Genomic DNA, 24,815 nt, shown 5'->3' on the forward strand with positions numbered 1-24,815 from the left:
ACATCCATCCAAAACCGGTCCACCTAAAACCTGCAACGGATCTACGTCCAACAAAGGTTGGGAAGAACCAGAACGAGTTCCCATTTCTCAACCACACATACGTGTTGCGGAATAAACAACCAGAAATAGCTCCGGGGTCGATGGCGAACGCTGTAGCAGCGGGTTGTGGTGGTGCGAATTGTGGAGGAGGGGAGGATGGTGCCTGCTGTATTCCTTGTGGTCCTTGAGGCGATACAAATGCCATAAGATTTCACTCCTTAGATTAGGCTTGATCAGGCCTATATTAATGAAATGGCGAGTAAATTGAACAGCACTAGGGGCAAGACGAAATCATTTTGGAAACCAGGTACAAAACCGCGACTAGCCCCATGGCTTGGAAGTCGTAAGTATAAAATTCCTCTTTCACAGTGGATAAGTACCCCTTCAAAAACATCGCCATCCATCGTCTCCACTAGAACAAGTTTATTCATATGGTTGCGGCATATATTTCCTATGTGATCTTGAATGGATCTTACGTTATGCATAGTCGTTGGATCCATTCGATACAGTGTTTGTTCTTGTTGCCCCTGTTGTTGCAAGCTCATGGTCATGACCTCCAATTTAGATTTGTTCATTTTCTCCATCGTATGCAGATGCCTATAGGGGAGTGACGATATATGCATGGAATTAATAATATTTGTCGATTTCAAACTCAAAGGTAGTCATCGAATGATAAGCTTCGGCAGCAAGTCCAATGAAGAAATCAATATTTCCCTCGCCTCCATGAAGTCAATCCACAACCTTATGCGGTTGTGGATTTTTTGTTGTAGTACAAACCTCCTAATAAAATTCAGAAGATGACAGAAGAAAATAGTGTCAAACTAGTAAAATGGACATATGTTCATGTGTCCAAAAAGGGGTTTGGTCTGTTTTAGCACACACCATTGATAAAGGGGCAGAGAAAATGAAAGTTAGAATGATGGTTTTTCTATTGATTAGCTTTGTCTTGCTGTTCGGAGGAACGGCAAGCGCAAGTGAGAGGCTTGATTATAGGGAGGGGGATTATCTCGTTCATCTTCTTGAAGATGGGGATGGGATAAGGAAAACGTTCCCATTCCAGACAAGTAATCAGATTACAGCGTCCAATACGGAGATCCGATTGTTTATCAATGCACGAGAGATAGATTCTACAGCGTATACGATTGATTATGGAAACCATACGATAACGATGCGTAAGGCGCCCGATAGCGGAGCCGAGATTTCAATGAAATATGCCATTGCTCCTACCTTTGAATGGGAAGAAGGGGTGTCAGGTAAAGCCAGCATCGGTAATGCCCTGACTGGGGGGGACGGCTCCACTCGAACGTTCCAAGTGTCATCCCGTTATATACTGAACTCGAGCAAAAATGTCAGTCTGCATATTGATGGTCATAAACTTAGTTCTTCAGAGTTTACGTTTAACCATGAGAATCTCACCATCACGATATCAGAGAAACGGAAGGCACCAGGCAGACAGTCGAAAATTTATTTTTACTTCCCAAAAACATCGATATCTTCAACTAGACCATCCGGTGAAGCGACCGAGCCGAAGTGGCCATCAGAGGTGACTGAGCAGAAGCCGCCATCAGAAGTGATTGAGCCGAAGTCGCCGTCAGAAGCGACCGAGCCGAAGTGGCCATCAGAAGTAATCGAACCGACGTCACCATCAGGTTCGGTTACAACTACGGTACCTGAAGCTGAAACTGTCGTTGTGCCTGAATTTAACGTGCCCAGCGGAAAGAACTTCCCAGGTACGATTACACTAAAATCGAATTATACATTTACGGTGTCTACAACAGCGGAAATGAGGAAGTCGGGTTATTATACATACGTCATGATTAAAAATTCAAATGGGGAACTGGTTAGGCGTATTCGGGTGGAAGCTAACAGTTCTTCTACCTATTCCTTGCGTGCGTTGGGGTTGCCTGCGGGGGGATATTATATTTATGTAAAAGTTATGACTCAGTACGGAGGAGTTGCAGTCTCTAGCCCTCAATTCTATCCTGTCCGCTATGAGACGCAACAGATCGGGGTATTTATCGGAGGGAAGCAGCAGACTTATAAACAGCCCCCTGTCAATCGAAAAGGGAATGTATTGGTTCCGCTTCGTGGGATCTTTGAGTCATTAGGTGCAACCGTAAAATGGAAGTCCTCTACACAAACGATCACGGCAACAAGGGGAAGTACAACCATTGTGTTAACAATTGGTTCATCTACAGCTTATGTCAACGGTGTGGCTGTCAAACTGAATGCAGCTGCGCAATTAGTAAACGGTTCTACAATGGTTCCGATTCGATTTATTAGTGAAGCGCTTGGTGCAGAAGTGAAGTGGGAAGGAACGTCAAGAACGGTTATTGTTTTTCAGTATGAGCCCGATATTCCAACCTCCATCGAGAGCGAGAGGACTCCAACCAATGGGGGATCTGGACCTGAGAGTTCATCACCAATTTTGCAAAATATCTCGAAAGAGATTAACGAGGCTTCGGATATTGTGTTTGTCATTGACGTTACGGGCAGTATGGCAGAGGTCATTGATTATGTGAAAGAATCCATCAGCAAGTTCGTGGATTCAGTTCCTTCTGGATCTAATCTTGCCATCCTTGCGTATCGCGATATCAATTATATCGATAGCAAATATCCTGCATTGGAATTTTTCAATTTTACGAATCAAAAGGGAGTATTGAAGAACCAGCTAAGCAGTCTGGTGGCGACTGGCGGTATGGATGTGGATGAATCGGGTTTAGAGGCGGTTCAAATGGCGATGGAGAAAATGTCAGGCAGCAAAAATGCAAAGAGAATTATTTTTATAACGGATGCACCTGTTCATGATAAAGAAATATCGCCGAAAAAAACAAAGTATTCTCTTAAAGAAGTAATCAACAATGTAAAAGCGAATAAGGTAACGCTGGATGCAATCGCACCGAAAGAAGGATTTGCTTATCAGCAAATTATTCAGCTTGTTGAAAGCAATAAAGGTACCTTGTACGATATTAATGAAGCATCTCTCACGTATATAAAATAAGGTGTACTTGAAAAACCCGACCTCAAGCGGCCGGGTTTTTCTATGTGTAAAGGAAATAATCCTATTTTGCATTCTTATCTGGCTGATGAATCCCAAAAGTATTCCCCTCGGTGTCAATATAATACCCCTGCCATGCCATTCCGGGTAGTGCATGCTTCGGCAATGCGACTTTGCCTCCAAGATTCAGGATTTTTGTCTCAGTAGAATCGTAGTCTTCCACTCCCATTGTACATGCATAGCCATTCAAAGGCTGACCTGATTCAGGGGTAGTGCCTTTACGTTGCATCAAAGCCCCGTTAATGCCCAGTTCATTTGCATCCCCAGTCGTAGCTCCGAAATAGGGCATTCCAGCATAATCGCTCCAATCCTCAAATGTCCATCCAAATACCTCTCCATAAAATTTCTTAGCACGTTCCATGTCATCTACATGAATTTCGAAATGAACGATTCTGCCCATGATTACCTCCTACGTTTTGGTTTTCTAAAATCCTATCATGCATGCTTTTTGATTCCCCTAGATCATTATTGTAAATACGCAAAAAAATAATACATTTCATAATATGATCAGTTAAAGGAGAAGATTTACACATTACAGGTGTATAAAGAGGATCTAAGGTTGGTTTCTGTTCACTTTGTTATTAATAAAATAGGTGTCATAAGATTCCTTGAACGTGTATCCCAGCTTTTTTGCTAGCTCAACAGACTCAGCATTCGCCGCATCCCAACTCGGGTATTTCCCTCTATCCAGACAATCTAAAATCAGTACAGAGGCAACAGTTGCTGCAAGTCCCTTCCTTCTATGGTTAGGGTGACTCGCAATTTCGATCTCGATTCCGTCATCATAGATGCTAAATGATGTTGCCGCAGAAACAACCTGCCCTTTATGTAAAATAGCATACCCGATTCCTCTTTCCCTAAAATCATCAATCGAATCAAACTGACTGACAAAGTCTTCTGAGAGCTCATGGAAGGAAGGGGCGCTAGCTATCTCTTTATCAATTTTTTTAATTTCATATTCTTCAGGTAATGCAGACAGTAGATTCTGTATGTGTGCTCTATCCAAATCCCCAGAATCTTTTTTAAATCTAAATCGCTGAAATTTCTCATAGGATCCTTTGTAAACCGTTTCTATCCGCTTTTTCCACCCATCCGAATCAACAATTGCAAGCGTAAATTCAGGAAGATTGTAAAGTAATTCTTCAGCTTCTTCTGCGCTGGGGTTCCCCGCATAAAACACAAAAATCCCCACAGTGATTTGAGCAACAGTTGGATTCTCAAGGTTGTCTACCCAAGCGTCACCCATATGTCCTTGGAGATAAGAGAGAACAATCGTGCTATCCATATGTTCGAACATAGGCACCAATTTTTCTCTTACATTGTGATCTGCTTTATAAATCATTCAATTCCTTCTTTCTAATAATAGTTTCCTGTATTACCATATCATGCACCCACAGATATTACTATATTAGGATTCCGGCCATGGCCAGTTAAGCAGCTGCAAAAATGCGAAAAGGGGATATACAGGTCATTTCACATGACTTGTATATCCCCTTTGTATGAGAACTGTTCAACTTGTTATGTACAAATTAGAACAGCTTCTTGATCGAATCAAAAACACCGCTGGCTTTATCTACGGTCAATTTCGCTTTTACACCCTCGATTAATGCATTGATCTGATCATTTGGCAGGTCAATCCCTATTACAGATTCGATCGCCGAGACAGGATCACTCATAAATTTAGATGAGAAGTCCGGATCGTTTTTGACTTTTGCAACGACTTCTTCAATTTTTGCTTTGATATCCATGTGCAATCCCTCCTTTGGATTTGTACTATTTTCATTCTTCGCTATTATACTAGAACTTATTCGTTAAGTAAAAAGCGGGGGATTGTTTGGAAAAAGATATGGCGCCAACTTCGCTGCAATCACTTGGTGACCCCTGTTGTTCGGGTGTATCGGCAAAAATCCGCCCAGTGCATCTTCAATCTTTCCATGTTGAAATCCATAGATAAGCTCGGCCTTCTTCCCTTCAAACCACTTATGAGCGGGAGCTACCGTAACATCAAAATGACGGGAAATTTCACTGATTAGAAGATTTAATTTGCTTACCGCATCAACGGCAAGAGGGCTTTTGGGAAATGGATTGTATTGGGTGCAGCAAACGATTCGAGCACAGCTTCCTGCTTGAATTTGAGTGAAAATGGAACTTAAATTGCGTTCATAGTTTGCAATCATATGTCGTACTTCCGGTGCTGTCTTAGATCTAAGCGCGGCTAGTGCCGTGTTCGCTAAGTCCACCCCGCCAATCCATACCGAAACGACAGAGGAATGACTGATTACAGGGGCCCCGCGCCAAATCAAAGCATCCAATAGATCATAGCTGTTCCAACCAGGCTGAGCCAGAACAAAGCCTTGGGCTCTGCATGATTTTGAATGTAACGCAGAGACGATCAATCGGGGATAAGACTTTGCCAGTGAAGATGCATTTTCCCCAAATGTGATGGAGTCCCCAAGAGCTGTATAGATCATTATGATATCACCCGTTCCACTCTTTATCATAAAGACAACGTAAACCATCAGATGAAAGAACAATAACAATGATAACGTTTGACTGAATGCTCGTGTATTTTCGTCACATACAGCCTAGAAACATTATATTGCGGCTGCGTATTAGTTGTGAATCAGGAATGTATGATTCGGAATGTAGAGGTAAAGGTGAAAGTGGTCTGTACCTTTCTAAAAATTAGTAGAGCGGAATGACCATTTTATGGTATCTTATTTTTGTGATTGATGTCATTAACTGGGGGATACCTAAGGATGATCGGGAACGCGACGGAGAAAGAACGTACTATTTTTGATCATGTCGGAAGCACTATCAAGACAGAAGATCGAGAGATTCGAATCCTTGCCAAATATGAGGAGCCCTTGGTTATGGTACTAGGAAATGTCCTTAGTAATGAAGAGTGCGATGAACTGATTGAACACTCAAGAGATCGGCTGCAGCGCTCCAAAATCGGAGAAGACCGTTCAGTCAATCAAATTAGAACGAGCAGTGGAGTATTTTGTGAAGACAGTGAGTCGGTCGCAAGGATTGAGAAGCGAATCGCTCATATCATGAATATTCCGATCGAGCATGGTGATGGTTTGCAAGTGCTGCTCTATACCCCCGGTCAGGAGTATAAACCGCATTATGATTACTTCGCTGAGACGAGTCGGGCAAGTGGCAATAATCGAATTAGTACACTAGTTATGTATCTGAATGATGTGGAGGAAGGCGGAGAAACGACCTTCCCTAAGCTTAATTTATCCGTGTTTCCTAATAAAGGCATGGCGGTCTACTTCGAATATTTTTACAGTAATCCTGAATTAAACGAACTTACCTTGCATGCAGGTACACCTGTAAGCAAAGGCGAAAAGTGGGTCGCCACGATGTGGATGAGAAGACAAACCTTTCGAATTCCATAGGTTTGGAAGGAATGCCCTTGCCCTTTGCCGAAATACTCCTTGATTATATACAAATCATTGGATTCGGAGGGATAGGTTATGTCAGTAATCATCACAACAGGTGATTTGAAAAGAAATTATGAAGTGATTGATACCATATTCGTGATGGATTCTCACAAAGAAGGCTATTATAAATCTGCAGACCCTAATTTAGCCTTTGAGGGAGTTAAAAATCAGTTAAAGAAAAAATGTGAGCAATTGCGTGGGGATGCTGTGATAAGTTGTCAATTTGAATATCGTGTAGCTGTTTCTGATAGTTTGATTGGCAAAAAGCAGGTTATGGAGATTTTTTCTTACGGTACAGTAATCCGGTTTTTGGATAGATGATGATGAAGACGAAATAGTGGTTGCTTTACAAAAGGCTCGACCTGATTAGGTCTGAGCTTTTTTAATACCCAACAAAAGCGTTAAGGGATACTTATTAAACCCTTCCATGTATTCAAATTTTTTAGGGCAAAAGTCCTTTTTTAATAGATTGGTTTATGTTAACATCTAACAGACAGGCAGTCGGTCTACTAAAGAAAGAGGTATATGGATGAGAATTGTAAAAGAAGCCGAAGAGCGTAGAAATGAAATTCTTGACGCAGCGGATGAGCTTTTTGGCCTGAAAGGCTTTGACGGTGCAAGTACAAACGATATCCTCGATAAGGTCGGGATTGCACGTGGAACCTTATATCACCACTTTAAATCGAAGGAGGATATATTAGACGCGTTGATCGAGCGGTACAATGTCCGTCTATTAGGTGCGGCGCAGGATATTGCTGCTGACAAGAGCATCCCTGTAGTCGAGCGAATTATCCGTGTAGTCATGGCACTGAACATAAGCGGCGGGAGCAGCAAGGAGATAATGGAGCATATTCACAAGCCGCAGAACGCACTTATGCATCAGAAAATACAGAAGGTCATCATTAACGGCGTTACGCCGATACTGGCGGAAATTATCCGCGAAGGCATCCAGGTGGGCATGTTCCATACGCCGTTCCCATATGAATGCATGGAGATGATCGTGATCTATGCAAATACCGTGTTGGATGATGATGTGGTTGAATTGACGGACGAAGAGTGGATGTTACGTATACAGGCATTTGTTTATAACATAGAGAGACTGCTTGGGGCTGCAGAGGGAAGTCTCATTCACACGATGAGGATGTTCGGAAACATAAACGGAAAACATGCCGAGTAGTTAAACAGAACTACATCATTCGGAAAAAATGTGAATTTTTTCATGAGATCATGAAGGTTTCGTATCCGACCAAAACGTCTTAGTTCAAACGGAGCCGGAACATATAAGTTCTCGTTCTATCATCAGGGAAGATAGCCATATGACTAGTGACAGATAACAGGGAAGGGTTGCTTAGGTTACTTATGAACATCGCTGACTTATTGCTGCAATTTTGTTCTGCATGGCTTTTGTGATTCTGTACGACTTGAAATCGGCTAAGAAGTTCGAGGAACAGAGGTGACGTATGCATTTCAGGATAATCCGTAATGACATGTTGAAGAGCAAGGCAATTACCCTGACAACGATGATATTTGTTGCCGCTGCGGCAATGCTTGTCTCACTGGCGGCAATTCTCATCGTCAATCTAACAGGTGCGCTAGACACACTTATGATTCAGGCGAAAACGCCGCATTTTATGCAGATGCATTCTGGTGCACTTAACACAGCACGGCTGAATGCTTTTGCAGAGCAAGATGCTAATGTTGAAGACTTTCAGGTGCTTGAGTTTTTGAATATGGACGGCTCGCAAATCCGCTTTGGCAATGGTTCACTTGCTAATAGTGTGCAGGACAATGGTCTTACTGTCCAGAGCGAGAAGTTTGACTTCCTCTTGAATCTTGACGGCAGTCCTATCCAAGCATCCGATGGAGAACTGTACGTTCCGATCAGCTACATCAAGGACGGAATCACGAAGATTGGCGACAAGGCGAACATAAGCGGGAAGGAGTTCACGGTTGCGGGCATGCTTCGAGATTCTCAAATGAATTCCTCGTTAGCTTCTTCGAAGCGAATGCTGGTCAGCAAGCATGATTATGAGGAGTTAAAACATGCAGGGAACGTCGAGTATTTGATCGAGTTTAGACTCAAGGATTTGTCTAAGACCAGTGAATTCGAAACGGCTTATACCTCTTCTGGACTCGAAGCGAACGGGCCAGCGATTACATACTCTCTCTTCAAAACACTTAACGCGATTTCCGACGGGATGATGATAGGGGTGATCCTTCTAGTCAGCGTACTTGTTGTAGCAATCGCATTGATGTGCATCCGCTTTACACTCCTGGCGAAGATCGAAGACGATTACCGCGAGATTGGCGTGATGAAGGCCATAGGGCTCCGCATTTCCGATATCAAGGGAATTTATCTGGTGAAGTATGCGGCGATTGCAGCGGCAGGCTGTGTGCTCGGTTATGCACTTTCTTTTGTATTCAAAGGGTTGCTCCTTGAAAATATCCGCATGTATATGGGAGAAAGCGAGAACACTTCTGTTGCTATGCTGTTCGGAGTAATCGGCGTACTGCTTGTATTTGGGGCAATTATTGCTTTTGTAAATGGAGTGCTAAGGCGCTTCCGGAAAATATCCGCTGCCGAAGCCATTCGCTATGGAACTTCTCAGGAAAAGGCCTCGGGCGCAAAACGCTTCAATCTGAGTAACAACAAACTGTTCCATACCAATGCTTTTCTTGGTATCAAAGATGTGCTTGCGAGGAAGAAGCTATACGTCACCATGCTTGCCGTGTTGGTGATTTCGGCATTTATCATCATCGTTCCTCAGAACCTCTACAACACCATTTCCTCAAAAAGCTTCATCAAATATATGGGGATAGGCAACAGCGATATGCGCATCGATATACAGCAGACTGACCATATGTCTGAGAAGGCAGCTGAAATGCTCAAAACAATGAGCAGCGATAGCGCGATCTCCAAGTATGCGGTACTCACAACCAAAACATTTAAAGCTAAGATGGAGAATGGCTCGGAGGAAAGGGTAAAGATCGAGCTCGGAGACCATTCCGTATTCCCAGTGCAATATTCGGAAGGTACGGCTCCACGTGCAGAAGATGAAGTGGCGCTGTCGGTCATGAACGCCAAAGAGCTCGACAAAAAAGTCGGCGATACCATGACTCTGGTGATAGAGGGGAAAGAAAAAAATCTCAAGGTCAGCGGCATTTATTCTGACATTACCAATGGAGGCAAAACCGCAAAGGCGGTGTTTACCGATCAGTCGGCAGAGATGATGTGGGTTGTGATCAGTGCGGTAATTGCTGACAAATCGCTTATCGGTAGTAAAATTTCAGAATATGCGGATAAATTCCCTTTTGCAAAGGTGTCAGACATCGATGAGTTTATGGCACAGACATTTGGCTCGACAATCAGTGCTGTTGGCAAGGCATCCTATTCCGCAATTGCCGTTGCGTTGTTGATAGCGGTACTGGTTACCTTGTTGTTTATGAAACTGCTTGTTGCAAAGGATAAATACTCCATTGCCGTTATGAAGGCATTCGGTTTTACAAATTCGGATATTCAGGCGCAGTATGTGACGCGTTCCGTGTTCGTGCTGATTGTGGGCATTGTCCTTGGAACGCTTCTAGCCAATACGCTCGGAGAGATGCTTGCGGGGGCAATGGTCTCTTACTTTGGGGCGTCGGCGTTCCAATTTACGGTCAATCCACTGTCAGCATATCTGCTTAGCCCACTAATGATGATCGGTACTGTGCTTATCGCAACCATCATCGGTACATCGAGAGCAGGGAAAATCAAAATTTCCGAAAGTATAAAGGAGTAGGCATATGAAGAAGATCATTATCGGCGATCAACTCGTAAAATCTTTCGGCGAGGGTGATGAGAAGCGCAATGTTCTCGACGGTGTATCCGTTGAAATCAATGAAGGCGAATTCGTCGCGGTCATGGGGCCTTCAGGATCGGGAAAATCAACACTGATGTTCGCACTGAGCGGAACAGATGGCGTAAATGGCGGTAAAGTCATCATGGACGATAAGAATTTAGCGGAGATTGGCGAGAACGAGTTGTCTGATATACGCAGAACAAAAATGGGGTTTGTCTTCCAACAGCCGACGATGTTGAAAAACTTGAATATCCTCGATAATATCATTCTTCCCTCTATGAGGGACAATCGAAAGAATGCTGCACAAATTACGGAAAAGGCAAGGGCACTCATGAAGAGGGTAGGTATTGCGGAGCTAGAAAAGCGCGACATTACACAGGTGTCGGGTGGTCAGCTTCAGCGTGCAGGGATATGCCGTGCGCTTATGAACAGTCCCAAAATTATTTTTGGCGATGAACCCACGGGTGCGCTTAATTCGAAGTCGGCACAGGAGATTATGGACATCTTTTCTAAAATCAACGAAGCAGGTACTGCTGTCATGCTTGTTACTCACGACGCCAAGGTTGCGGCACGGACGGAACGGATCATGTTTATGCGTGACGGAGCGATTGTGAGCGAGTTGAGTCTCCCTAAGTTTACGGGGATAGATATGGACGGCAGGATTGAGCAAATTACAGTGAAGATGAGGGAAGTTGGCATCTAGTAATTGCAAAAGCGAGACATGGGGATGGAGATTTAAATCCTGTGCATAATTGAAGTTTGTAGGATTGGTAAATATACTATTATTGTAAATTAAAACAGCCGGCTGGGGAGGTCGGCTGTTTATTGTTGTTGGAATTCTCTATATGTTGTTACCTGAATTCATCCAAGTCATTACTATTAATCTTATGTAGTATTTTGTCGATAGTATATACAAGGTGACAAGTCTAGTAGCATGAAAATACGAGCATAACCCCATGGGATTTTTGTAGTGCCTTGTAGATGGTGAAGGGGTAAAATAATGACGGAATCTGTGGGCACGTATTTCAAATATTGACCTTAATTTGGTCACTAAGGTGTCTGTAGTATGCACGTTGATGGAGTGAAGAAAAGTATGCGCTTAAATCAGAAAAAACAAATTTTAGAGTTGATTACTACGATAGAAGAAGGCACTGATTATGTAATAAATAGAGGTGCTAGCAATACGACTGAAATGATGCAAGATTGCATTAATAGTTTGGTGTTCTTCGCTGATCTAATGAAAGAGGAGCAAAAAGTTCGCAGTTTAATTGAAAATGCAATTCATAATTTTGAATTATTTATAGATGGAAAAGGGACAGACTTATTATTAAAAAAAGTAAAAAAGGCCATAAAAGATATAAGACTTTATATCATAAACGATGTAAAAACGGAAATAGAAATTGCGTTCATGCCTTATAAGTCATCAATGTGGGATTCGTTAGAAAGTATATATAGAGAAGCAAAAAACGATCCGAATTGCACTTGTTACGTAGTTCCTATTCCATACTATGAAAAAAATGAGCAGGGTGAATTCATTAAGTTTTGCTATGAAGGGAACGAATTCCCAGAAGATATAGATATCACGTTATTTGAAATGTATGATTTTGAAAATAGACGTCCAGATATTATTTATATCCACAATCCGTTTGATAATTACAATAAACTTACTATGGTTAACCCTCGTTTTTTTTCAGAGAATCTAGCACAGTATACAGATATGCTAGCTTACGTACCATATTATGTGGCTGGAAGTTCTGAGAATAAAAAAATGAACTTACTTCCTGCGTACAAAAATGCAACAAAGATCATTGTACAATCAAACAACACAAAAGAGGGGTATATCTCCAATGGAATAGAGCCCCATAAAATAATGAATTTAGGCTCCCCTAAACTTGACGCAATGATTATTGCAAAAAGCGAGCAAAAAGAAATTCCTTTCTATTGGGAACAAGTCATAAAAGGTAAACATGTAATTTTATTTAATACAGGAATTGCCGATCTTCTGTCCGTTGATACTTGGTTTGAACAAACAGAGCAAGTATTAAATTCCTTCATGGACTATGAACAATGTGCCTTCATTTGGCGTCCGCATCCACTTACTGAAATTACAATAAAGACAATGCGTCCACATCTATGGGCTACTTTTGAAAAACTTGTAAGCAAATTAAAACGGTCACCCAACATTATAATTGATAATAGTAGTGATATTTATCCCGCTGTCACTGTTTCTGATGGTATCATAAGTGATTACAGTTCAGTTATGCTGCAGTATATTATTACGGGAAAACCCGTTCTAGGATTATTAAGTGAAGAAATGAGTAAACAAGATAGATATTATTATTCTGATTATCTTGGTTGCTATTTTGTAAATCAAGATGTAACAGTATCCCAATTCGTAGATATGGTAGAACGTAACGAAGATTTAAAAAAAGAAGACCGTGTTTCTAGATTTAAAAAGAGCATATCTAATGCGGATGGAACGTGCGGAAAAAAGATTCACCATAGCATCAAGAGTGAGGTAATGCAACAGCTTTCAAACGTTTGATGCAGAGAGGTGCTATAACATGTACTACGTAAACCCCAATATAAAAAACTTATATAGAACATCATATAACGAAAGTCGTAAAGATTACATTCGTTTGGATATGAACGAAAACCCGGAAGGGCTACCGGTACAGTTTTTTGAACAAGTAATGGGAAGTATAACTCCTGAATATGTTGCGATGTATCCTGAGATGACATCATTAGTTGAACAATTAGCTGGATATTTGGATTGTGAACCATCAAGTATTTGTTTGACAAATGGATCTGACGATGCAATACGATTGCTATTCGAAGTCTTTGGAGAGTCAGGTAAGAAAGTAGTATCAGTTAGCCCCAGTTTTGAGATGTACTCCGTCTATATGAAAATGTATGGAATGATACATGCGCCTGTTATTTTTAATGATGATTTTGAAGTGTCCTTGGACAGTGTACTGGATTCTATTGATAGGGATACCGGTATTGTGGTCTTACTTAACCCCAATAGTCCTATTGGATCACCTTGGCAAGAACATGAAGTCAGAGAGATTATAAAAAAAGCTCGTGAAAATTGTGCTTTGGTTGTAATTGATGAAGCGTATCATTATTTTTCTCCCAAGACTTTTATACATTGTACAAACGAATACGATAACGTGTTGATATTTCGAACATTTTCAAAGATGCTTTCTATCGCCGGATGTCGAATCGGCTACATCATTTCAAATGAAGAACTAGTTAGTGAAATAAAAAAAGCATGTTCAACATACCCAGTGAATTGTTTTGCGATTAAATTTGCAGAAAAAATATTAGGAAATCCCCAAATTATTGATGCATTGACAGAGATAGAGAGACAGGGGAGAGAGTATTTACTAGATAAACTTAAGAAACACAGTTATGAATATCACTTTAATTCTGGGAACTATGTGCTTATCAAAAGTAAAAAGGATCCAAAGCAGATTTTTTCATTGTTAAAGGAAAAGAATATTTTAATCAAAACCTATAACCAGCCTGTTTTAGCTGACTGGATTCGAGTAACAACCGGGAGTATTGATGTTATGCATATCTTTTGGGAGCAATTCGAAAGCGTGGAGAATGGTTGAGAGGAGGACAGGTAGAATATGAAGGCTATTTTGTTAGCTGCGGGAAGAGGAACTAGAATTTCAAGAATGATTGAGGAAATTCCCAAATGCGTATTGCCGGTAGATGGGATACCGTTAATTAGAAGAAGTGTGATGATGTTTTTAGAAAGAAATATTCAACCCATTGTATGTGTAGGATACTGTGAAACCAAAATTTATGAAGCGTTAGAGGGGTTAGATGTTACCTATTATTACAATCCATTCTACGATGTAACAAATAGTATCGCTTCTTTCTGGTTTGCCAAAGAAGAATTGACGGATGACACTATTATTATGAATGGTGACGTTTATATCGATGATGACATTTTAAATTTAATTATAGAGACAGAAAAAGAATGTGCTCTAATGGTAGACACCGGTAGAACAGAAGTCGGCGATTATTTTTTAAACTTAGAAAATGGATATATAAAAAAATACGGGAAGAATCTTCCCCTAAGAGAACGAACTTGTGAATATGTAGGGATAGGTAAGATTAAAGGGAAATTCCTGGTGGAATTTAAAGAGAAACTAGATAGTTTGATTGGAAGCCAACAGCACCAATTATGGTGGGAGAATATATTATATTCATTTGTAGAAGAAAAAAATATCGAAACCATTGATGTTAAGGGAATGTTTTGGTCAGAAATAGATTACTTTGATGACTATGAGAGAATACTATCTCACACGAATAGAGATAACGCAACGGGCAACACTCGAGGTGCAGTAATGTGAAAAAGAAAATTAACTATTTGCAACTAAACGATGAGCAGCTAAAAAAGTTGCAAAATGATATGTTATCAATGCTGTTAGAAGTTGATCGAATATGCAGAAAATATAATATTACATATTTCTTGTCATACGGTACTTTAATAGGAGCCATAAGGCATAATGGCTATATTCCTTGGGATGATGATATAGATATACAAATGTTCAGGGAAGATTATGAGAAATTCTGCGAAGTGTGCAAAGGAGAACTGAACACGGAAAAGTTCTTCTTGCAAAACCAAACAACGGATAGACACTATAATTGGGTGTATGGAAAGCTGAGATTGAAAAATACGTCATATGTTCGTGCCGGTCAGGAACATATGAAGCAACATGATGGAATGTTTTTGGATATTCTTCCACTAGATTATATCTCGCGTAATAAGTATAGACAGAATGTGTCTTTTTTTATTTGTAAATTATGCAGAAAGGTACTATGGTCGCGAGTTGGAAAAAAAAGTGAAAGTAATATGTTCAGTAGATTGCTGTACTATGCAGTTTCTTTCATTCCGCGAAGGCTTGCTATTTTAATATTTGAGCATTTTGCTAAACGCGACAATAAAAAAGAAACGAGTTTATTGGCGAGCCATAATACATTTGCCCAAATCTACAAGCGTGAATGGTATGCTGAGTCGATAAGAGTCGAATTTGAAGGTCATACTTTCTTTGCACCGAAAGGCTATGATTATATATTGTCTTTAATATATGGAAATTATATGGAATTGCCGTCGGCAGAAAAGCGGCATGGGCATTGCTATGCGTCGTCTATTAAGTTTTTGGACGGAACGGAATTGAAGATTTGAAAAGATGGTCTAGGAAGAGGATGAAGGCTATTGAAAAGGATATATGCTGAAAATGTCCATATTGATTATGATAGCATGATGAATTTTTACAAAAAAAGAGCAGCGGATAAAATCTCTATCGATATAGATGCGCCGGTCGTGTTGTGCGGGGATAAAGATACAAGCAAGATCGAAGCATGGACCAGCTTTGAAGTAGAGCACAGATTGCCATTACTAAATTTGGATCGTAACAGTGTTGTGCTTGAAGTCGGGTGCGGTACGGGGCGCATATCGAAATATATCACTCCTGTTGCGGATACTTATGTGGGCGTAGATTATGTAAAGGAATTTATCGATATTATACAGTCGCGCGAAGATATACAGAAGAAAGAAAGTACGCGATTCCTTCATTCGTCGATTCAAGGGATCGCCAATGAAGAGGTAGACATTCCAACCCATAAGCAATTTAATCGGTTCGTTATATCGGGCGGAGTCCTCATGTACATAAATGATGAAGACGTAAAGCCTGTACTTAGAAAATTAATTGATAAATTCGATGAAGAGTGCATCATTTATCTATCTGAGCCCGTCGCTTTAGCAGAAAGATTAACGCTAAATAAATTTTATTCTGAAAATCTAGAGAGCGAATATAGCGCAATTTACCGAACGGAAAAAGAGTATCACGATATTTTTAAAGTTTTTTATAGTAATGGATTTACATTGAAGGTAAGTGAAGAATTCTTTTATGAAGACATTAAAGCACAAAAAGAAACGAAGCAATGGATTTTCGTTCTGCAAAGAACTAAAGATGCTTGACTGACTTCAATGGGTGGAGGACAAAGATGAGTACGAGCTGGAGCTTTTTATTCGATTTAGATGGTACGATTACGAAAAAAGAGATACTTCCGATTATCGCTAAAGAGGTAGGACTATACGAGGAAATAAGAAAGCTGACGGAAGATACCATTAAAGGCGTCATTCCCTTCCATGAAAGCTTTTTGAAAAGAGTTGAATTACTGAAGGAAATACCGGTAAAAACAGTTCAGGACATTGTGTCGAGCGTACCCCTAAATGAAAAAATCGTTCAATTTATCGAAGATAATCGAGATAATAGTTATGTAGTGACTGGCAATTTAGATGTTTGGGTGGGGTCTCTATGTGAACGTATTGGAGTTAAGAGCTACACATCCCGGGCTGAGGTTGAAGATGGTTACATTACGAAAGTAACAGCCGTCCTCGAAAAAGGAAAAGTAGCAAAGGATTTCGTCGGCAAGATCGTAGCTATCGGGGAAGGAAACAACGATGCGGAAATGATAAAGGAAGCAACAATCGGCCTAGCTTACGGAGGCGTTCATTCACCTGCCAACTCAGTCCTTGCTTGTGCTAGTCATGCTGTGTATGAGGAGGAACAATTATGTCGTTTTCTAAGACAGTTGTCATAAATTGTGCAGGAGTAGGGTCGCGGTTGGGGTTAGGGATAACTAAGGCACTAATTGAGCTTGAAGGCAAACCTCTTATTGTATGGCAATTACAGATGCTGGAGAAGGTCGAAGATGTCCGTGTAGTGGTAGGTTATCAAGCCGAGCAAGTAATAGAGCAGGTATTAAAAATAAGAAAAAACGTGACTTTTGTTTTTAACCATAATTATTTGACAACTGGGACTGCCGCCAGTTTATCTTTAGGATCTCGCCATGCGAAGGGGATGATTATTTCTTTGGATGGCGATTTATTAATACATCCGGATGACTTCCAATCATTCTTAGATTCTAATGAAGAAGGTATAGGATATTGTGAACCTACGACGGAAGATCCCGTCTTAGTAAATATTGAGCATAGTGGATTAAAAGAGTCGGTAACCAAATTTTCAAGAGACAACGGAAATTACGAATGGTCCGGACTTGTGCAAGTAGATGCAACTAAATTAAAATCGGGCACCCGACATGTATATGAAGTTTTGGAGAAATTTCTTCCATTAAACGCTGTGCCTATCCGCTGTCAAGAAATTGATACACCTTCGGATTATGATGCTGCGATAATGTGGGTTAGAAATAATTTGGTTACTCGCAAAGTTCATGCATAAAGTAATTTACGGTGGAAGAGGCAGCTCTTGTTATTTAGAGAATCATTAACTCTTTTTGCGGAAGAAATCGGGGGTACAAGTCATGTTGGATAAAAATAAAATAGATAATTTCTTTACTAGACGAGCTAAAATATCAGATCCGAATTTAGCTACGCATTATAAGGAAGACGATACCATCCTGTTCGATATGGGTTTAATCGATAACTATATCGATTCGTCATCTGTTGTATTGGATTTAGGCTGCGGTCCCGGTAGAACAACAAATATTTTAGAGTCTAAAGTCTCTTATATCAAGGCTGTTGATAAACAACGGTTATTTTTAGAGTTTTGTGCCAACTCCCCTAAAATTGAAACTGTTGAATCCGATTTAACGGAATTCATCGATAATAAAAAGTATGATGCTATATTACTATTTGGCGTTATTACTTATTTTAATGATGAGGAAGTAAAATCAATTTATAATAACTGCTTTCATATGCTGAAGGATAATGGGGTAATGCTTGTAAAGCATGCTTGCGGCGTGGAGGAAGATGTTATTATTGATCATTATTCTGAACAAATTGACGATTGGTATCATGTTTTGTACAGACATACAAGTAAAGATGAATTATTGTTGCAGCAATCCGGATTTGAAACTACAATGATAGACATTTATCCAGAAAGATTAAATCCATGGAAAAACACACATTATTATGCTTTTGTGGCGAAAAAGGACCTTTCCTAAATAAAAACTAAAAGAGAGCCATTCCTTTCATCTCCAAATAAGAAAGCCGATTGCGTAAAGTCGCTTCTGATGGTGGAGTTGAAAGGACAATTTTTTCCTACTAAAATGTCCGAATGCTTGGATAATCAAACCCTTGTATAATAATGGAATTGATTGATGTATTCCTAACTTGCTAAAGGAGGAGGGAATTCAATGTCCAAGCATGAGGCGACCTCGGTAAATCGCAAGTTCCCTGCAGCAATTATATCGTAGGACTAATTGCCTGATAAATGGCGTGTATTTTTATCGGCTCAATTAACCGTTCTTATTTACCTCCGAATTCGGAATTTCTGCTGTGCAAAAGGCATCAATAGCAAATTGCCGAACTTCCCTCCCCGCACCCATTACGCATCGTTTCCCAAATCGTTTGAGCCTGCATTTGAAGAAGTATCCCTTGGTACGGGTTTGTATAAAAAGCGCACACGACTAATATCATAGCCTGTGATGGACATATTCGAATGCATGGTAATATATATTAGTTAATATGTCTTCTATTATGAAAAAAGGAGATCAAATGCTTTGGCAGTTCTTGAGACGAATCGATTAATTCACCGTAAGTTAACAGATGATGATGCGGAATTCATGTTAAGGCTCTTGAATGATGAAGCATGGCACCGCTATATCGGCGATAAAGGAATTCGAACGGTTGAGGGTGCGCGTGACTATATTGTGAATGGCCCCATAGAGAACTACAAGCGGCTAGGTTTTGGCTTGTTTTTGACGGAATTGAAGGAAGATTCGACTCCTATCGGATTGTGCGGACTTATCAAGAGGGACTCCCTGACAGATGTGGACATCGGCTTTGCCTTCCTCCCTGAGTTCCGTGGGCGGGGATACGCCTACGAAGCGGCTGCCGCAACATTGGAATACGGGCGATCGACGCTTGGTTTAGAACGCATAGTAGCAATCACCACGATAGACAACGAACGATCCGGTCATCTGCTAGAGAAAATCGGAATGAAGTTAGAGGGTCACGTAGCTACAAATAAAGAGGAACTGAAATTGTATGCTTCTTGCTTCTCGAGGAAGTCGGAGCAAGAACAGTAGACCTATTACGATTTAGGTAGATCAGAGTCTTTATACATTTAAAAGGAGCTCTTCCAAATGGACGAAGCTCCTTTTTGCATAGGAAGGTATTAATTTCATTTGTCCTTACTTGGATCTGATCGCTTCGGGACTCGATGAATTATCATCCACTCTACAATGATGATGTTGATGACTAATCCGATCCAAATATTGACCTCAAGTATCTGTCTCAGAATGGGCTCGATGCCTTGGAATGGCATATCACGATTCCTGTAAGATAAATAAGGATGCATAAGGCAGTAATGAGCCGTGCGGTTGCGGCGACAAGGGTTACCCATAGTTGCAGATCATCCATATGCGATGGCTTCGAATCTCTTCTGCCGGGCAGTTTTATATCCCCCGTATTTTTGAGCCGTTCTATCGAAGCGATAGGTCTCCCGAAATCTGGGATATGGAGGGACAGGGCTCGGATTGACGATAGCACAGCGGATAGTAAGAGCACATCAAGGCGATCTCTCCGTTAGGAATCGCAGTCAATTGGGTGTGCTATATTTACGGGGTGGATCCTGGCAAAATCAAATAAAATGATGTCTTGATAGAGTAGGTAAACAAAAGTATACAAAAGTAATGATTAATCTATTTGAATAGGACAGAAAGTCTCTTATTTTAAAAGTAAGCGCTATCATATACGTGGGTTTTATCAGTTGAAAAGGGAGGGGGATATGAAACCGCAATAATATTCAATCAAATTACATGCTTACCGAATTTGATGACATTCTTAATCTTACATATAGAAAGGGAGTTCAATTAATGAAAAAGAAATGGTTATCCATCGTAATGTCTACGGTGTTAGCCCTCTCAATGATGGTTCCATTAGTACAGGCGGAGGAGGCGAATACGTCGTTGCCAGCGAGTGAGCAATATACGGCGCAGCAAGCTGCTGAATCTCAGCAAGGGGAGCGCAATCTGGCTCTAGGTCTCCCTTATGAATGGTCGCAAGCACCAGAACCGGAGTTTGCTGATGATGGCTATAAGCTGACAGATGGCAAGTACGGCAAGGTCACGAAGTCAGACCCGGCATGGGTTGGACATTTGAAGAAGAGAACGCGTGAAGTGGTATTTGATCTCGGCGAGAACAAATCAATCTCATCCGTTAAGGCTCATTTCTTGCAGGATTGGCCGAACAACAATGTCCTTCTGCCGTTAACCGTGTCCATTTATGTATCGGACGATAAGGAAAATTGGGGTTTGTTATCTCATAATGCACTCCAAACGTTATGGATAGACGGACAGCATGAAGAGACGTTTGAATGGAAGGGCAACAAAGAGGGAATCAAGGATCCGAACAAAGAAGGATTGGCGTACGGTGGCATCGCTTATGCACGTTATGTGAAGGTAAGCTTCATGATGCATAACAGGGCGATGACGTTAGTCGATGAAATTGAAATTCTAGGCGAAGACGGCAAGGTGCAAGGTGCAGATACTGTTCCTACGCAGATACCAGCCTTCCAAGCACCAGGAGAAGCGACTGCCGGAATTAGCGATCTTGGGCTGCTGTACAACGGGCACTATGCGAATGGCAAGGGTGATTGGTCGAAGGAGCGCATCATTCCGAATATTAGCTACGTAGATGAGGCAGGCAATCCGAAGGATTGGCTGTTCGATGGAGTTCTCTATCTTGGTTTAGATACGCCAATGGGCCGTAATTTGGGACTGAACAGCAAGCTGGACGACTGGAAATGGTACTTGGAAAAGACATTTGCAACGCAAGGCGATATGTATCAATTAAATGAAGCGACCAAAGAAGTCGGGGCGAAGCTGAACGATCCTAACCGTAAAACGAAAGTCGTGTATATGATCCCATATCCAGCAGAAGGCATCGCTGACTTCGGTGATATTGGCGATGGCAACTTGAGCTTCAGCGACTCGATCGGTGTGGAACAGGCACTTGCTAACCGGGTGAAGGCTGTTCACTGGTGGCTGGATCAAGTGAAGCAGAAGTGGGCAGCTGCCAACTACTCCAATTTGGAGCTTGTCGGCATGTACTGGTTAGATGAGCAGATCAGCACACACAGCAAGGGACCAGATCTGCTTCGTGCAACAAGTGCCAAGGTACATGACATGGGCATGAGGCTGTTCTGGGTTCCGTTCTTCTCAGGATACAAGTCATTCCTGTGGAAGGATGTTGGCATCGATAATGTGGCTTACCAGCCAAATTACTTCTTCGAGGATGACATCGACCCTGAGCGCCTGCCGGACGCAGCGTACTTAGCGAAACAGCACGGCATGGGCATGGAGTTGGAGTTTGATGACCGGATGCTGACGGATAACCATTTCCGTGAGAAGTATATCGAGTACTTGAACAATGGTGCAGAAACTGGGTTTATGCAAAACGGATATAATGCTTACTATCAGGGCAATGACGCCGTATATAATACGGCTGTAAGTAAGGATCCATCCAATCGAATCTTGTATGATTGGCTGTACCAATTCGTGAAGGGCACATACAGCGTGAATAGCGGCGTTCCTTCCGATGCTGACGTACAAATGAACGGAAAACTGCTGGAGAGCCATACAACAGTGCCGGCCACAGAGACGGTGCAATTTACATGGCAGCTCAAGGATGACGACGGAAGCGGCATTACTAAAGTTACTGCGACATTCGACGGCAAGCCGTACACAGCAGGTACGCCAATCAACTTTGCGGGCAAGCTTGGCAAGCATGAACTTACGGTTACGGTGACTGCAGGCAAATCAAAGAAGACAACTTATATCATTGATGCAGGAACAAATGTGGATCTCATCAAAACATTAGTTGATCAATTCGAGCAAGAGAACCAGTTCAAAAATCCGGGGGCGGCTCGCTCCTTGCAGGCTCATTTGGATAATGCGAAGAGATTCGAAGGTAATGATGAAAAGTTCAATAAGTTTATCAAGATGTTCAATGCGATGCTGGAGTTCCAGAAGATCAAAGGCCACATTGCAGATGGTGCTTACAACACGCTGAAGGATAATGCTTACTACCTTCTTGGCAACTTGGCGGAAAATAAGGCGGTTGAAGCTTCCTCGGTAGAGAGCAATAGCCCGAATTACATGCCGCAAAAAGCAGTGGACGGATCGCCTGCTACGAGATGGGCAAGCAATTATGTAGATAATTCATGGTTCACGGTTGATCTTGGTGAGGTGAAGGAGTTCGATACGATCCGCATTGATTGGGAATACGCTCGCGCCAAAACATACAGAATCCTCGTGTCTAACGATAAGAAAGAATGGATAAATGTCACGACGAAGAACGATGGAATCATTACGGCTCAAGATGGGCGGGACACGATTCACTTCACGCCGACAGAAGCAAGATATGTGAAGTTCGAAGGAATTCAAAGAAACACGGACTATGGCTACTCCTTCTATGAATTTGGAGTATACAATATTTTTGGAGCCGATGGCATGAAGACGCTGGAAAGCTTCGAACCTACAATGTAAAACCATAACAGACAGAGAGGGCGAGTATCTCCTCACTGACTGTATACCATTTAGCAAAAGCCACTTGGCTCATAAGAAAATAAGCCGCTCGAATGGCAGATGCATCTCTGCCATTCGAGCGGCTTCTTCACGTTAATTCCATTCGCTCGTCAAGTATTTCTCTGTCAGCACGGACAGCATATGAATGCCTACCTCGTTCTGACCGCCTTCTGGAATAATCAGGTCAGCGTACTTCTTAGAAGGCTCGATAAATGCATCGTGCATCGGCTTGACCGAAGTCAGATATTGGTTGTAGACCGAATGAATCGTCCGACCGCGCTCTTCAATGTCGCGAAGTACACGGCGTAGAATCCGTACATCTGGATCGGTGTCCACAAATACTTTAATGTCGAGCAATTGACGTAAATTTTCATCGAACAGCACATGAAGCCCTTCGATGATGATGATATTATTCGGCTTCAGCTCTACCGTCTCATCCGTGGAACGGGCATGAACGGTAAAGTCGTATACCGGTGCATAAGCAGTTTTGCCTTGCTTGAGCAGGTTCACATGCTCAAGCAGCAGCTCGTTGTCGAATACGAGCGGGTGGTCGAAGTTAATCACTTCGCGTTCAGCCATGCTGAGGTGAGAATGATCTTTGTAATAGTTGTCTTGGGAAATGAAGGTAACTTTATCTGATCCAAGACGGTCAATGACGGACTTGGCAACCGTTGTTTTGCCGGATCCGGTGCCTCCGGTGATACCGATAATGAGCATGGTGATTCACTAAACCTCCCTAACAAAATAGCGGGTGCAATTACAGTATTTTAACACAGCTTTCTGTTTTTTACACCTTTGTACGAATTAACAGTGTGAACGGATACCCTACTTGCTAGAAATGTCTGAATTTTACCGGAAAAATCGCCAATATAACTAGCTAAGAATTGAAATTCAAAAGTTTTCATATTTGCCCAAGCTCTCTCGAAAAGATATAATTATATGGAGTATGCATACTTTATGCGGAAAGAGAGCGAGATACAGTATGGGGCGTAAATGGAATAATATTAAGGAAAAAAAAGCATCTAAGGACACGAATACGAGTCGTATATATGCGCGTTTCGGCAGAGAGATCTACGTTGCAGCGAAGCAAGGCGAGCCTGATCCCGAGCTGAACCAATCATTGCGATTCGTGGTTGAACGTGCCAAAACATACAATGTACCAAAGGCGATCATTGATCGCGCGATCGAGAAAGCAAAGGGCGGCTCCGATGAGAACTATGATGAGCTTCGTTATGAGGGCTTTGGTCCAAGCGGTTCCATGGTGATCGTAGACGCTTTGACCAATAACGTGAATCGCACTGCTTCGGAGGTTCGTTCCACATTTAACAAAAATGGCGGAAGTCTCGGCGTAAGCGGCTCTGTAACGTATATGTTCAGTCCGACGGCCGTTATCGGTCTGGAAGGCAAGAGTGCAGACGATGTTCTGGAAATCTTGATGAACGCCGATGTAGACGCACGCGACATCTTGGAAGAGGACGAAGCGGTAATCATCTACGCGGAGCCGGATCAATTCCATGTTGTTCAGCAAGCGCTGAAGAATGAGGGCATTACGGAATTCAGCGTAGCTGAAATTACGATGCTGCCCCAGACCGAAGTAGTCTTGGACGACGATCAGAAGGCACAGTTCGAGAAGCTGATTGATGCGCTCGAAGACCTTGATGATGTGCAGCAAGTCTACCACAACGTGGATCTGGAAGGATAGTCGAGCCGCAATACGATATGAATCATGAAAAAAGACACCCGAATGGTGTCTTTTTTCATTTCTGTTGAGAGAAAAACAGCCACCTACGTCGAGGTACCAATGGTCAATAAGTTATAACGCTTAAATTTTTGGCCGACACGAAATACGAG

23 protein-coding genes are annotated in these 24,815 nt (G+C 41.8%); 17 read left to right on the forward strand and 6 right to left on the reverse strand.

Translation table 11 applies throughout. The features are described 5' to 3' along the window. Positions 1 to 278: 278 nt before the first annotated feature. Positions 279 to 584, reverse strand: a complete 306-nt coding sequence (locus BP95_RS0124670) for a hypothetical protein (protein WP_028533466.1) — start codon at positions 582 to 584, stop codon at positions 279 to 281. Between the two features lie 359 nt (positions 585 to 943). Here BP95_RS0124670 and BP95_RS0124675 point away from each other — a divergent pair, with 359 nt between their 5' ends. Further along, positions 944 to 3,040, forward strand: a complete 2,097-nt coding sequence (locus tag BP95_RS0124675) for a stalk domain-containing protein (protein WP_028533467.1) — start codon at positions 944 to 946, stop codon at positions 3,038 to 3,040. A gap of 61 nt (positions 3,041 to 3,101) precedes the next feature. On the opposite strand, the gene BP95_RS0124680 is transcribed toward BP95_RS0124675, so the two are convergent. The 4 genes from BP95_RS0124680 to BP95_RS0124695 form a co-directional block, all read right to left on the reverse strand. Then, positions 3,102 to 3,497, reverse strand: a complete 396-nt coding sequence (locus tag BP95_RS0124680) for a VOC family protein (RefSeq protein WP_021252798.1) — start codon at positions 3,495 to 3,497, stop codon at positions 3,102 to 3,104. A 153-nt stretch (positions 3,498 to 3,650) separates the two neighbouring features. After that, on the reverse strand, positions 3,651 to 4,439 hold the full coding sequence (locus BP95_RS0124685; RefSeq protein WP_028533468.1) for a GNAT family N-acetyltransferase: 789 nt from the start codon (positions 4,437 to 4,439) through the stop codon (positions 3,651 to 3,653). A gap of 187 nt (positions 4,440 to 4,626) precedes the next feature. Next, positions 4,627 to 4,845, reverse strand: a complete 219-nt coding sequence (locus tag BP95_RS0124690; protein ID WP_028533469.1) for a hypothetical protein — start codon at positions 4,843 to 4,845, stop codon at positions 4,627 to 4,629. Between the two features lie 63 nt (positions 4,846 to 4,908). Continuing rightward, positions 4,909 to 5,568, reverse strand: a complete 660-nt coding sequence (locus BP95_RS0124695) for an SGNH/GDSL hydrolase family protein (RefSeq protein WP_028533470.1) — start codon at positions 5,566 to 5,568, stop codon at positions 4,909 to 4,911. A gap of 288 nt (positions 5,569 to 5,856) precedes the next feature. On the opposite strand from BP95_RS0124695, the gene BP95_RS0124700 reads away from it, so the two are divergent. The 15 genes from BP95_RS0124700 (at position 5,857) to BP95_RS32770 (ending at position 22,925) form a co-directional block, all read left to right on the forward strand. Then, positions 5,857 to 6,504 (forward strand): 2OG-Fe(II) oxygenase, encoded by a 648-nt coding sequence (locus BP95_RS0124700; RefSeq protein WP_028533471.1) that lies wholly within the window; start codon positions 5,857 to 5,859, stop codon positions 6,502 to 6,504. A 78-nt stretch (positions 6,505 to 6,582) separates the two neighbouring features. After that, on the forward strand, positions 6,583 to 6,870 hold the full coding sequence (locus BP95_RS32130; protein WP_051614185.1) for a hypothetical protein: 288 nt from the start codon (positions 6,583 to 6,585) through the stop codon (positions 6,868 to 6,870). Positions 6,871 to 7,078: 208 nt separating this feature from the next. After that, a complete protein-coding gene (locus BP95_RS0124710; protein WP_028533472.1) occupies positions 7,079 to 7,726 on the forward strand; it encodes a TetR/AcrR family transcriptional regulator in 648 nt (215 codons plus the stop codon). Between the two features lie 283 nt (positions 7,727 to 8,009). Then, the gene (locus BP95_RS0124715; RefSeq protein ID WP_028533473.1) at positions 8,010 to 10,328 is read left to right on the forward strand and encodes an ABC transporter permease; all 2,319 of its coding nucleotides are present in this window, start codon (positions 8,010 to 8,012) and stop codon (positions 10,326 to 10,328) included. Positions 10,329 to 10,332: 4 nt separating this feature from the next. Next, positions 10,333 to 11,091, forward strand: coding sequence for an ABC transporter ATP-binding protein (locus tag BP95_RS0124720; RefSeq protein WP_021252791.1), 759 nt, complete (start codon positions 10,333 to 10,335; stop codon positions 11,089 to 11,091). A gap of 363 nt (positions 11,092 to 11,454) precedes the next feature. After that, positions 11,455 to 12,933: a CDP-glycerol glycerophosphotransferase family protein gene (locus tag BP95_RS0124725; RefSeq protein WP_028533474.1), complete on the forward strand. Its 1,479-nt coding sequence runs from the start codon at positions 11,455 to 11,457 to the stop codon at positions 12,931 to 12,933. A 19-nt stretch (positions 12,934 to 12,952) separates the two neighbouring features. Continuing rightward, on the forward strand, positions 12,953 to 14,008 hold the full coding sequence (locus tag BP95_RS0124730) for a pyridoxal phosphate-dependent aminotransferase (RefSeq protein ID WP_028533475.1): 1,056 nt from the start codon (positions 12,953 to 12,955) through the stop codon (positions 14,006 to 14,008). An 18-nt stretch (positions 14,009 to 14,026) separates the two neighbouring features. After that, complete coding sequence (locus tag BP95_RS0124735) at positions 14,027 to 14,758, forward strand: phosphocholine cytidylyltransferase family protein (protein WP_028533476.1); 732 nt, start codon at positions 14,027 to 14,029, stop codon at positions 14,756 to 14,758. Continuing rightward, positions 14,755 to 15,594: a LicD family protein gene (locus tag BP95_RS0124740; protein ID WP_028533477.1), complete on the forward strand. Its 840-nt coding sequence runs from the start codon at positions 14,755 to 14,757 to the stop codon at positions 15,592 to 15,594. Before BP95_RS0124735 ends, BP95_RS0124740 begins: the two co-directional genes overlap by 4 nt. A 30-nt stretch (positions 15,595 to 15,624) precedes the next feature. After that, positions 15,625 to 16,389 (forward strand): class I SAM-dependent methyltransferase, encoded by a 765-nt coding sequence (locus BP95_RS0124745; RefSeq protein WP_028533478.1) that lies wholly within the window; start codon positions 15,625 to 15,627, stop codon positions 16,387 to 16,389. A gap of 26 nt (positions 16,390 to 16,415) precedes the next feature. Next, on the forward strand, positions 16,416 to 17,015 hold the full coding sequence (locus BP95_RS0124750; RefSeq protein ID WP_028533479.1) for an HAD-IB family phosphatase: 600 nt from the start codon (positions 16,416 to 16,418) through the stop codon (positions 17,013 to 17,015). After that, positions 16,988 to 17,653 carry an NTP transferase domain-containing protein gene (locus BP95_RS0124755; protein ID WP_028533480.1) on the forward strand — a complete coding sequence of 222 codons (666 nt, stop codon included), beginning with the start codon at positions 16,988 to 16,990 and terminating at the stop codon, positions 17,651 to 17,653. The genes BP95_RS0124750 and BP95_RS0124755 overlap by 28 nt, the downstream gene beginning before the upstream one ends. Before the next feature lie 82 nt (positions 17,654 to 17,735). Next, complete coding sequence (locus BP95_RS31320) at positions 17,736 to 18,377, forward strand: class I SAM-dependent methyltransferase (protein ID WP_051614186.1); 642 nt, start codon at positions 17,736 to 17,738, stop codon at positions 18,375 to 18,377. A 558-nt stretch (positions 18,378 to 18,935) separates the two neighbouring features. Then, on the forward strand, positions 18,936 to 19,463 hold the full coding sequence (locus tag BP95_RS0124765) for a GNAT family N-acetyltransferase (protein WP_028533481.1): 528 nt from the start codon (positions 18,936 to 18,938) through the stop codon (positions 19,461 to 19,463). Positions 19,464 to 20,252: 789 nt separating this feature from the next. Further along, positions 20,253 to 22,925, forward strand: a complete 2,673-nt coding sequence (locus BP95_RS32770; RefSeq protein ID WP_139170659.1) for a DUF4855 domain-containing protein — start codon at positions 20,253 to 20,255, stop codon at positions 22,923 to 22,925. Positions 22,926 to 23,057: 132 nt separating this feature from the next. Here BP95_RS32770 and udk read toward each other — a convergent pair whose 3' ends face one another. Then, positions 23,058 to 23,681: a uridine kinase gene (gene udk, locus BP95_RS0124780; RefSeq protein WP_021252782.1), complete on the reverse strand. Its 624-nt coding sequence runs from the start codon at positions 23,679 to 23,681 to the stop codon at positions 23,058 to 23,060. A gap of 265 nt (positions 23,682 to 23,946) precedes the next feature. Here udk and BP95_RS0124785 point away from each other — a divergent pair, with 265 nt between their 5' ends. Further along, positions 23,947 to 24,666, forward strand: coding sequence for a YebC/PmpR family DNA-binding transcriptional regulator (locus BP95_RS0124785; protein WP_021252781.1), 720 nt, complete (start codon positions 23,947 to 23,949; stop codon positions 24,664 to 24,666). Positions 24,667 to 24,815 lie beyond the last annotated feature (149 nt).

The sequence above is a fragment of the Paenibacillus sp. UNC217MF genome (assembly GCF_000686865.1).
Classification (GTDB): domain Bacteria; phylum Bacillota; class Bacilli; order Paenibacillales; family Paenibacillaceae; genus Paenibacillus_B; species Paenibacillus_B suaedae.

Bases quoted from the DNA above. Each gene is read 5' to 3' on its own strand.
- BP95_RS0124680 (WP_021252798.1), bottom strand. From the start codon at position 3,497: ATGGGCAGAATCGTTCATTTCGAAATTCATGTAGATGACATGGAACGT.
- udk (WP_021252782.1), bottom strand. From the start codon at position 23,681: ATGCTCATTATCGGTATCACCGGAGGCACCGGATCCGGCAAAACAACG.
- BP95_RS0124720 (WP_021252791.1), top strand. From the start codon at position 10,333: ATGAAGAAGATCATTATCGGCGATCAACTCGTAAAATCTTTCGGCGAG.
- BP95_RS0124725 (WP_028533474.1), top strand. From the start codon at position 11,455: ATGCACGTTGATGGAGTGAAGAAAAGTATGCGCTTAAATCAGAAAAAA.
- BP95_RS0124695 (WP_028533470.1), bottom strand. From the start codon at position 5,568: ATGATCTATACAGCTCTTGGGGACTCCATCACATTTGGGGAAAATGCA.
- BP95_RS31320 (WP_051614186.1), top strand. From the start codon at position 17,736: ATGTTGGATAAAAATAAAATAGATAATTTCTTTACTAGACGAGCTAAA.
- BP95_RS0124685 (WP_028533468.1), bottom strand. From the start codon at position 4,439: ATGATTTATAAAGCAGATCACAATGTAAGAGAAAAATTGGTGCCTATG.
- BP95_RS0124755 (WP_028533480.1), top strand. From the start codon at position 16,988: ATGTCGTTTTCTAAGACAGTTGTCATAAATTGTGCAGGAGTAGGGTCG.
- BP95_RS0124730 (WP_028533475.1), top strand. From the start codon at position 12,953: ATGTACTACGTAAACCCCAATATAAAAAACTTATATAGAACATCATAT.
- BP95_RS0124690 (WP_028533469.1), bottom strand. From the start codon at position 4,845: ATGGATATCAAAGCAAAAATTGAAGAAGTCGTTGCAAAAGTCAAAAAC.
- BP95_RS0124700 (WP_028533471.1), top strand. From the start codon at position 5,857: ATGATCGGGAACGCGACGGAGAAAGAACGTACTATTTTTGATCATGTC.
- BP95_RS0124670 (WP_028533466.1), bottom strand. From the start codon at position 584: ATGAGCTTGCAACAACAGGGGCAACAAGAACAAACACTGTATCGAATG.
- BP95_RS32770 (WP_139170659.1), top strand. From the start codon at position 20,253: ATGAAAAAGAAATGGTTATCCATCGTAATGTCTACGGTGTTAGCCCTC.
- BP95_RS0124735 (WP_028533476.1), top strand. From the start codon at position 14,027: ATGAAGGCTATTTTGTTAGCTGCGGGAAGAGGAACTAGAATTTCAAGA.
- BP95_RS32130 (WP_051614185.1), top strand. From the start codon at position 6,583: ATGTCAGTAATCATCACAACAGGTGATTTGAAAAGAAATTATGAAGTG.
- BP95_RS0124675 (WP_028533467.1), top strand. From the start codon at position 944: ATGAAAGTTAGAATGATGGTTTTTCTATTGATTAGCTTTGTCTTGCTG.
- BP95_RS0124710 (WP_028533472.1), top strand. From the start codon at position 7,079: ATGAGAATTGTAAAAGAAGCCGAAGAGCGTAGAAATGAAATTCTTGAC.
- BP95_RS0124715 (WP_028533473.1), top strand. From the start codon at position 8,010: ATGCATTTCAGGATAATCCGTAATGACATGTTGAAGAGCAAGGCAATT.
- BP95_RS0124785 (WP_021252781.1), top strand. From the start codon at position 23,947: ATGGGGCGTAAATGGAATAATATTAAGGAAAAAAAAGCATCTAAGGAC.
- BP95_RS0124750 (WP_028533479.1), top strand. From the start codon at position 16,416: ATGAGTACGAGCTGGAGCTTTTTATTCGATTTAGATGGTACGATTACG.